Source organism: Acidovorax delafieldii 2AN, from assembly GCF_000175235.1.
Lineage (GTDB): Bacteria > Pseudomonadota > Gammaproteobacteria > Burkholderiales > Burkholderiaceae_C > Acidovorax > Acidovorax delafieldii_B.
The window spans coordinates 1-7,221 of sequence record NZ_ACQT01000182.1; the positions used below are offsets into that span (position 1 = coordinate 1).

Below are 7,221 nucleotides of genomic sequence, written 5' to 3' on the forward strand. Positions count from 1 at the left end.
AGCAAAGCGGTGTGGGGGCTGCGCAGGTGCCGCGCGGCCATGTGCAGGCGTTGGCGCAGTGCGAGCGGCAGGGTGTGCATGTGTGCGGGCCTCGGAATGTGCAGGGCGCCGCGCGTGCGGGCAGCCCTGGCAGGTCAGTCGCGGAAGTTGTCGAACGACAGCGGGACTTCGGTGATCTCCTTGCGGATCAGTGCCATGGCCGCCTGCAGGTCGTCGCGCTTGGCGCCCGAAACCCGCACCTTGTCCTCCTGGATGGCGGCCTGTACCTTGAGCTTGCTCTCCTTCATGAGCTTTTGCAGCTTCTTGGCCAGTTCGCTCTCGATGCCATTGCGCACCTTGATGACCTGCTTGACCTTGTCGCCGCCCATTTTCTGCACGTCGCCCATGTCCAGAAAACGCACGTCCACGTTGCGCTTGGTGAGCTTGTTGCGCAGCACATCCTCGATCTGGGTGAGCTGGAACTCGGCGTCGCCCACCATGGTGATTTCCTTGTCCTTGATCTCGATGCTGGCGGCGGTGCCCTTGAAATCAAAGCGGGTCGTGATTTCCTTGACGGTGTTTTCCACCGCATTTTTCACTTCGACCAGGTTGGCTTCGCAGATGGTGTCAAAAGAGGGCATGGCAGTTCTCGGTCTCTCGGCAAACGGGGGGGAACCGGGCAGGCGCGCTGGCCCCCGGTGCGACAATCCGTCCAATGGTAGTCGAGAAAAACGTCCCTTTGCAGCCCTGCAACACCTTTGGCATCGTGGCGCGCGCGCAAACGCTGGTGCGGGTGCGCTCCGTGGCCGACCTGCAGCAGTTGCTCGCAGACCAGGCCCTTGCCCGCGGCCCGTTCTTCGTGCTGGGCGGCGGCAGCAATATCGTGCTGACCGGGGATGTGAAACCCACCGTGCTCAAGATGGAAATCAAGGGCCTGCGCCTGGTCGAGCAGACCGAGCGGGCGTGGATTGTCGAGGCCGGCGCCGGCGAGGTGTGGCACGACTGCGTGGCCTGGACACTTGCCCAGGGATTTGCCGGGCTGGAGAACCTGGCGCTGATCCCTGGCACCGTGGGGGCTTCGCCGGTGCAGAACATCGGCGCCTACGGGGTGGAGCTGCAGGACCGCTTTGAGTCGCTGGATGCCGTGGACCTGATCACCGGACAGAGTTTCACGCTCGATGCCGCCCAATGCGCGTTCGGCTACCGGGACTCGGTGTTCAAGCACGCGCCGTCGCCCGCGCAGGGCCAGGGCGGCCTGCCGCGTGGCATGGGCCTGGCGGGCCGCGCCGTCATCACCCATGTGCGCTTTCGCCTGCCCCGGCCGTGGAAGCCCGTGCTCGGGTATCTCGAGCTGGAGCGCCGGCGCGCCGAGGCGGGCGTCGACCAGCCCACGGCGCAGCAGATTTTCGACTGGGTGTGCGACATCCGCCGCGCCAAGTTGCCCGATCCAGCCGTGGTGGGCAACGCTGGCAGCTTCTTCAAGAACCCCACGGTGACGCCCGAGCAATGCGCCGACATCATCGCGCGCGACCCCAAGATCGTGCACTACCCCATGCCCGACGGCAGCATCAAGCTGGCGGCTGGCTGGCTGATTGATGCCTGCGGCTGGAAGGGCAAGAGCGTGGGCAAGGCGGGTGTGTATGAAAAGCAGGCGCTGGTGCTGGTCAACCGCGGCCAGGGGGCCGACAGCGTGACCGGTGGCGAGGTGATGACGCTGGCGCGTGCCATCCAGACCAGCGTGTACGAGCGCTTCGGCATCCGGCTGGAGCCGGAACCGGTGGTGGTGTGAACCGGCAGAATCTGCTTTTATTTTGATAGCAGGCAGCGCAATTCACACAGGCACCTGCGGCTTGATGGGCATGAAAAAACCGCCGCAGGGCGGTTTTTTCATGGGGCTGCGTCAGTGCGCAGAGCGGTGATGCCACCAGGCGCTGTAGTCCTTGTCGGATGCCAGCACCCACAGGGCCAAGCCGAGCACGACGATGCCGGTGACGGTCGCGTTGCGCAAGGCGTCCATGTGCATGTCGAAGCCCAGCACCCAGGGCGATGCGATCATCCACAGCCCGAGTGCGCCCTCGGTCCATTCCTCCCATGCACGGGGTACGAGCGTTGCGCCCAGTGCGGCGGCGATCAGCAGCACGCCGACCACCACACCGTTGGCGGTGGGCGTCATCTGATCCTGGTAACGCAGCACCCAGGGCGAGAGCGCAAACCAGGCTCCTAGCAGCGCGTTGGCAGGGTCTTGCCAGTGTTTCACTTGCTTCATGGCGGTACCTCCTGCCGCCGCAAACCGTTTCGGCGGCAACAGGTTGGAGTACCGGCCGGGGCGGCAGGTTCCGGTGCAATGGCGTGCCCGGAGCGCATTCTCCAAAAAAAACCGCCCGGCCGGATGGCGGGGCGGTTACTCATAATTTGATAGCTGCTTGCGAAAGTGGCGCAAGCGTTACAGGCCAATTGGCTTACTTTTTTGGGCTTTCGTCGCTCAGTTGGGGCAATGGCGATCCCTGGCCCAGCGTGATCAGGCCCGACTGTGCATAGGTCATGAGCTTGCTGCGTGTGTCCACGATGTCGAGGTTGCGCATGGTGAGCTGGCCGATGCGGTCGGCGGGGCTGAACGGCGCGTCTTCCACCTTTTCCATCGACAGGCGTTCGGGCGCATAGGTCAGGTTAGGGCTTTCGGTGTTGAGCAGCGAATAGTCGTTGCCACGGCGCAGTTCCAGCGTCACGGTGCCCGTGACGGCGCGTGCCACCCAGCGCTGGGCGGTTTCGCGCAGCATCAGGGCCTGGGGGTCGAACCAGCGGCCCTGGTAGAGCAGGCGGCCGAGCTTGAGGCCGTTCACGCGGTACTGCTCGATGGTGTCCTCGTTGTGGATGCCGGTCACCAGGCGCTCGTAGGCGATGTGCAGCAGCGCCAGGCCCGGGGCCTCGTAGATGCCGCGGCTCTTGGCTTCGATGATGCGGTTTTCGATCTGGTCGCTCATGCCCAGGCCGTGGCGGCCGCCGATGCGGTTGGCTTCGAGGATCAGCTCGACCGGATCGTTGAATTCCTTGCCGTTGAGGGCCACGGGCTGGCCTTCGTTGAAGGTCACCGACACTTCCTCGGCCTTCACCACAACATCGTCCTTCCAGAACGCGACGCCCATGATGGGGTTCACGATCTTGATGCCGCTGTTCAGAAATTCCAGATCCTTGGCTTCATGCGTGGCGCCCAGCATGTTGCTGTCGGTGCTGTAGGCCTTCTCGGCGCTCATCTTGTAGCCGAAACCTTCCTTGGTCATGAAGGCCGACATCTCGGCGCGGCCGCCCAGCTCGTCGATGAACTGCTGGTCCAGCCAGGGCTTGTAAATGCGCAGCGACGGATTGGTGAGCAGGCCGTAGCGGTAGAAGCGCTCGATGTCGTTGCCCTTGAAGGTCGAGCCGTCGCCCCAGATGTGGACGTCGTCTTCCTTCATGGCCGACACCAGCATGGTGCCGGTGACGGCGCGGCCCAGCGGCGTGGTGTTGAAGTAGGTCACGCCAGCGGTGCTGATGTGGAAGGCGCCGGCCTGCAGCGCGGCGATGCCTTCGTGGGCCAGCTGCGTGCGGCAGTCGATCAGGCGGGCTTGCTCGGCGCCGTATTCCATGGCCTTGCGCGGGATGGCGTCGTAGTCGGGCTCGTCGGGCTGGCCCAGATTGGCCGTGTAGGCGTAGGGCAGGGCGCCCTTGTTCTTCATCCAGCGCAGGGCCGCGCTGGTGTCCAGGCCGCCCGAGAAGGCGATGCCGACCTTCTGGCCGACAGGGAGGTTTTGCAGGATGGTTGCCATGGAGTGTTTCTCAAAAATGATAGCTGCTTACGTTTTCCACGTAAGCGCTGAAGGCCAAAAACGCTCTAAATTTCAGCCGAAGTGGCAGATGTAGTGGTAGGCCTCGGTCACCCGGATGTCGAACTTCGAGTTGCCGGGCACGCTGAATTTTTCGCCCGCGCCAGACTTCACCCACGCATCCGTGCCGTCGAGACGGTACTCGCACGAGCCGCCCACGCCTTCCATGATTTCAGGAGCGCCGGTGTTGAACGTGAGAGTTGCTGGCAGGATCACGCCCACTGTCTTCTTCGTGCCGTCGGGAAAGGTGATGCCGTGGCTCACGCATTTGCCGTCGAAGTAAACACTGGCCTTGGTCGTGACGGACACGCCGTCGATCTTTTCGGTGGTCATGGATGGGCGGGTAGAAAGAAGGAAACCGGAGATTTTAGGCCAGGGGCGCCGGCCCGATGGGCCTCGCACCGTGCCCGGCGCATGCCAGGGGCGCGTCCGGCAAGAAAAAGAGCCCCGGCGGGGCTCTGGTAAGGGAAAAGCGCGGGCCGGGCTGGCCCGGCCTCAGCGCCAGTAAGGGTTGCGGTGGGGTGGGTAGTAGGGGCGGCCGTAGCCATACTCGATCACCGTCACCGGGGGGCTCACATAAGTGGGGGGCTGAACAGGGTAGGTGGAGGTCACCACGCCGGGCTGTGAATACACGCCCTGCTGGCCGTAGGGGTCGGGCTGGGTCGAGTAGACCGGGCCCTGGTTGCCGGCCATGGGCTGCACGCTCACCGGAATCCAAGCCCCCGGGTCGTTCTGGGTGCGGGTGCTGTACTGCCGGCCCGCATATTCGTACACCACGTCGTAGCCCACGGTGCGGTTCTCGTAATAGGTTTCCGTGGTGCAGCGCTGAACGTTCTGGTACTGCGGCTGGCCGCTGCCTTCGATCTGGTTGCCCAGCACGGCCCCGCCGATCACGCCCAGGGCGGTGGCGGCAGCGCGGCCATTGCCGCGTCCGATGGCATTGCCCGCCGCACCGCCGGCGATGGCGCCCATGACCGCGCCAGCACCCGAATTGCGGTTTCCGCTGTAGACGGTTTCGTTGCCGCACACCTGCTGCGGAATGGCCACTTGCTGGAGCACGGGGGTGGCCGACAGCACGCGGCCCTGCTCCTGCGCCGATGCGGCCGTGGCCACGGCAAGCAAGGCAGACAAAAGGGCGATTTTTTCATGGGAAAGCTCCTGACAGTTGGGTGCATAACGCACCAGCCTGCAAGAAAGTTTAGGCGCGTGGCGTCAACCCGCCCGCGCTGCCCCGTAAATCTGCGTAAAGATTTGTGCGGTTTTCCACCTTTTACGGGTGCCCGAGCGTGGCTTGCAGCGCGGACCATGCCGCGGCATCAAAGCCCACAGTGATCGCCGTTCCGGTGCCCTGGCCCCATTCGACCACCGGGCGCTTGACGACGCTGGGCTGTGCCTGCATCAGTTGCATGGCACCGGCGTCGTCCTGTGCCGCAGCTTGCACGTGGGGTTCGAGCTTGCGCCAGGTGGTTCCCTGCCGGTTGACCAGCTTGTCGCGGCCCACGGCGGCCAGCCAGGCGGGCAGGCGCTCGGGCGGAACGCCTTGCTTCTTGAAATCGTGGAATGTGTACTCGAGCCCCTGTCCGGTGAGCCAGGCGCGTGCCTTCTTCACCGTATCGCAGTTGGGGATTCCGTACAGAGTGATGTGGGGTGTCTTCATGGGCGCCATCATGCGCGAATGTGTGCGTGGGCGACAATCCGTGCTGTATGCACACAAAAATCCACACCCTGGAAGGCTGGCTCAGCCATTGCGAGCGGCTCCACCCTCAGAACATCGACATGGGCCTGGACCGGGTTCGCGAAGTGGCCACCCGCATGGATCTGCGCTTCGACTGCCCGGTGATCACCGTGGCGGGCACCAACGGCAAGGGTTCCACCTGCGCCATGCTCGAGGCGGTGGCCCAGCAGGCCGGCTACCGCACCGGCGTCTACACCTCTCCGCACCTGGTGCACTTCGAAGAGCGCTGCCGTGTGCATGGCGAAGCCGTAAATGCTGCGGATCTGATAGCACACTTCGAAGCAGTGGAGAGCGCAAGAACGCTCAATGGCAACGAAGTTTCGCTGACCTATTTCGAATTCACCACGCTGGCCATTCTGCGGCTGCTGAGCCATTCGCTGCTGGACGTGGCCATTCTCGAGGTAGGGCTGGGCGGCCGCCTGGACGCCACCAACGTGATCGACGCCGATTGCGCCATCATCACCAGCATCGATATCGACCATACCGAATATCTGGGGCCCGACCGCGAGAGCATTGGCCGCGAGAAGGCCGGCATCATGCGCACGGGCCGGCCCGTGGTCGTGAGCGACCCCATGGCTCCTCAAAGCGTGGTCGACCATGCGCGGGAGATCGGGGCCGATCTCTGGCGGTTTGGCCACGATTTCAACTTCTCGGGCGACAAGCAGCAGTGGAGCTGGGCCGGGCGCGGGCGCCGCTATGCGGGGCTGGCCTATCCGGCGCTGCGTGGTGCCAATCAGTTGGTCAACGCATCGGGGGTGCTGGCGGCATTCGAGGCGCTGCGCACGCGGCTGCCGGTCACGGCGCAGGCGGTGCGCAACGGTATGGCGCTGGTCGAGCTGCCCGGGCGCTTTCAGATCGTGCCCGGGCAGCCAACCCTGGTACTGGACGTGGCCCACAACCCGCATTCGGTGGCGGCACTCACCGCCAACCTGGACGCCATGGGGTATTTCCCGGTAACGCATGCCGTCTTTGGCGCCATGGCCGACAAGGACCTCGCCCCCATGCTGGCCAAGGTGGGGTCCTTGGTAGACCACTGGTATTTCACCGATCTGCCCACGCCCCGCGCCGAAACTGCCGCCGTCCTGCAGCAGAAATGGAATGCACTGCAGATGGTGGCGGGCGGGCGGCGGCAGGTCACCACCAGTGTCCACGCCGACCCCCAGCAAGCCCTGGAGGCGGCCGTGGCCGCCGCAGACCCCGCTGATAGAATCGTGGTCTTTGGCTCGTTTTACACGGTGGGCGGTGTGCTGATCAACGGCATCCCCCGCTTGCACGCCAAGCATCTGGGCGCATAAGGCTCCGCGCGGGCCCCTACTCCATGGCATTTTTCAAGTTTCGGTGGCCCGGTCAGAGTGAGCAGGCCGACAAGCCAGCCAAGCGGTCCCGCTCGGCCCAGGCCGAGAGCATCGAAGTCATGCGCCGGCGCGCGCGCCACCGTCTCATTGGCGCCGCCGTGCTGGTGCTGCTGGGCGTGGTGGGGTTTCCGCTGTTGTTCGATACGCAGCCGCGCCCGGTGCCGGTCGACATCCCCATTGAAATTCCCGACCGCAACAAGGTAGCGCCACTCGTCGTCCCGGCCGCACCGCCTGAATTGCCCGCTTCGAGGGCTGTTGCGCCTGCCGCCAAGGCGCCTGTGGCCACCGCTGC

General features: G+C 64.8%; 8 protein-coding genes and 1 pseudogene. 3 read left to right on the plus strand and 6 right to left on the minus strand.

The genetic code is table 11. The features are described 5' to 3' along the window. Positions 1-134 precede the first annotated feature (134 nt). Positions 135-620 carry a YajQ family cyclic di-GMP-binding protein gene (locus ACDELDRAFT_RS16900; RefSeq protein WP_005799079.1) on the minus strand — a complete coding sequence of 162 codons (486 nt, stop codon included), beginning with the start codon at positions 618-620 and terminating at the stop codon, positions 135-137. 74 nt (positions 621-694) lie between these two features. Here ACDELDRAFT_RS16900 and murB point away from each other — a divergent pair, with 74 nt between their 5' ends. Then, positions 695-1,768: a UDP-N-acetylmuramate dehydrogenase gene (murB, locus tag ACDELDRAFT_RS16905; RefSeq protein WP_005799081.1), complete on the plus strand. Its 1,074-nt coding sequence runs from the start codon at positions 695-697 to the stop codon at positions 1,766-1,768. A 111-nt stretch (positions 1,769-1,879) separates the two neighbouring features. Here the strand turns inward: murB and ACDELDRAFT_RS16910 are convergent, their stop codons facing one another. From ACDELDRAFT_RS16910 to ACDELDRAFT_RS16930, 5 genes are all read right to left on the minus strand, one after another. Next, entirely contained in the window at positions 1,880-2,245 is a 366-nt protein-coding gene (locus tag ACDELDRAFT_RS16910; protein ID WP_005799083.1) for an SPW repeat protein, read from the minus strand. A 193-nt stretch (positions 2,246-2,438) separates the two neighbouring features. Further along, the gene (argG, locus tag ACDELDRAFT_RS16915; protein ID WP_005799085.1) at positions 2,439-3,782 is read right to left on the minus strand and encodes an argininosuccinate synthase; all 1,344 of its coding nucleotides are present in this window, start codon (positions 3,780-3,782) and stop codon (positions 2,439-2,441) included. A 72-nt stretch (positions 3,783-3,854) separates the two neighbouring features. Beyond that, positions 3,855-4,172, minus strand: a complete 318-nt coding sequence (gene ppnP, locus ACDELDRAFT_RS16920) for a pyrimidine/purine nucleoside phosphorylase (RefSeq protein WP_005799087.1) — start codon at positions 4,170-4,172, stop codon at positions 3,855-3,857. 162 nt (positions 4,173-4,334) lie between these two features. Beyond that, positions 4,335-4,970: a glycine zipper 2TM domain-containing protein gene (locus ACDELDRAFT_RS16925; protein WP_232504801.1), complete on the minus strand. Its 636-nt coding sequence runs from the start codon at positions 4,968-4,970 to the stop codon at positions 4,335-4,337. A 139-nt stretch (positions 4,971-5,109) separates the two neighbouring features. Further along, positions 5,110-5,496 (minus strand): arsenate reductase, encoded by a 387-nt coding sequence (locus tag ACDELDRAFT_RS16930; protein WP_040329664.1) that lies wholly within the window; start codon positions 5,494-5,496, stop codon positions 5,110-5,112. Positions 5,497-5,543: 47 nt separating this feature from the next. Between ACDELDRAFT_RS16930 and folC the strand changes: the two genes are divergently transcribed. Continuing rightward, complete coding sequence (folC, locus tag ACDELDRAFT_RS16935; protein WP_005799092.1) at positions 5,544-6,869, plus strand: bifunctional tetrahydrofolate synthase/dihydrofolate synthase; 1,326 nt, start codon at positions 5,544-5,546, stop codon at positions 6,867-6,869. A 23-nt stretch (positions 6,870-6,892) separates the two neighbouring features. Further along, a pseudogene (locus tag ACDELDRAFT_RS16940) lies at positions 6,893-7,221 on the plus strand (SPOR domain-containing protein); the annotation flags it as partial.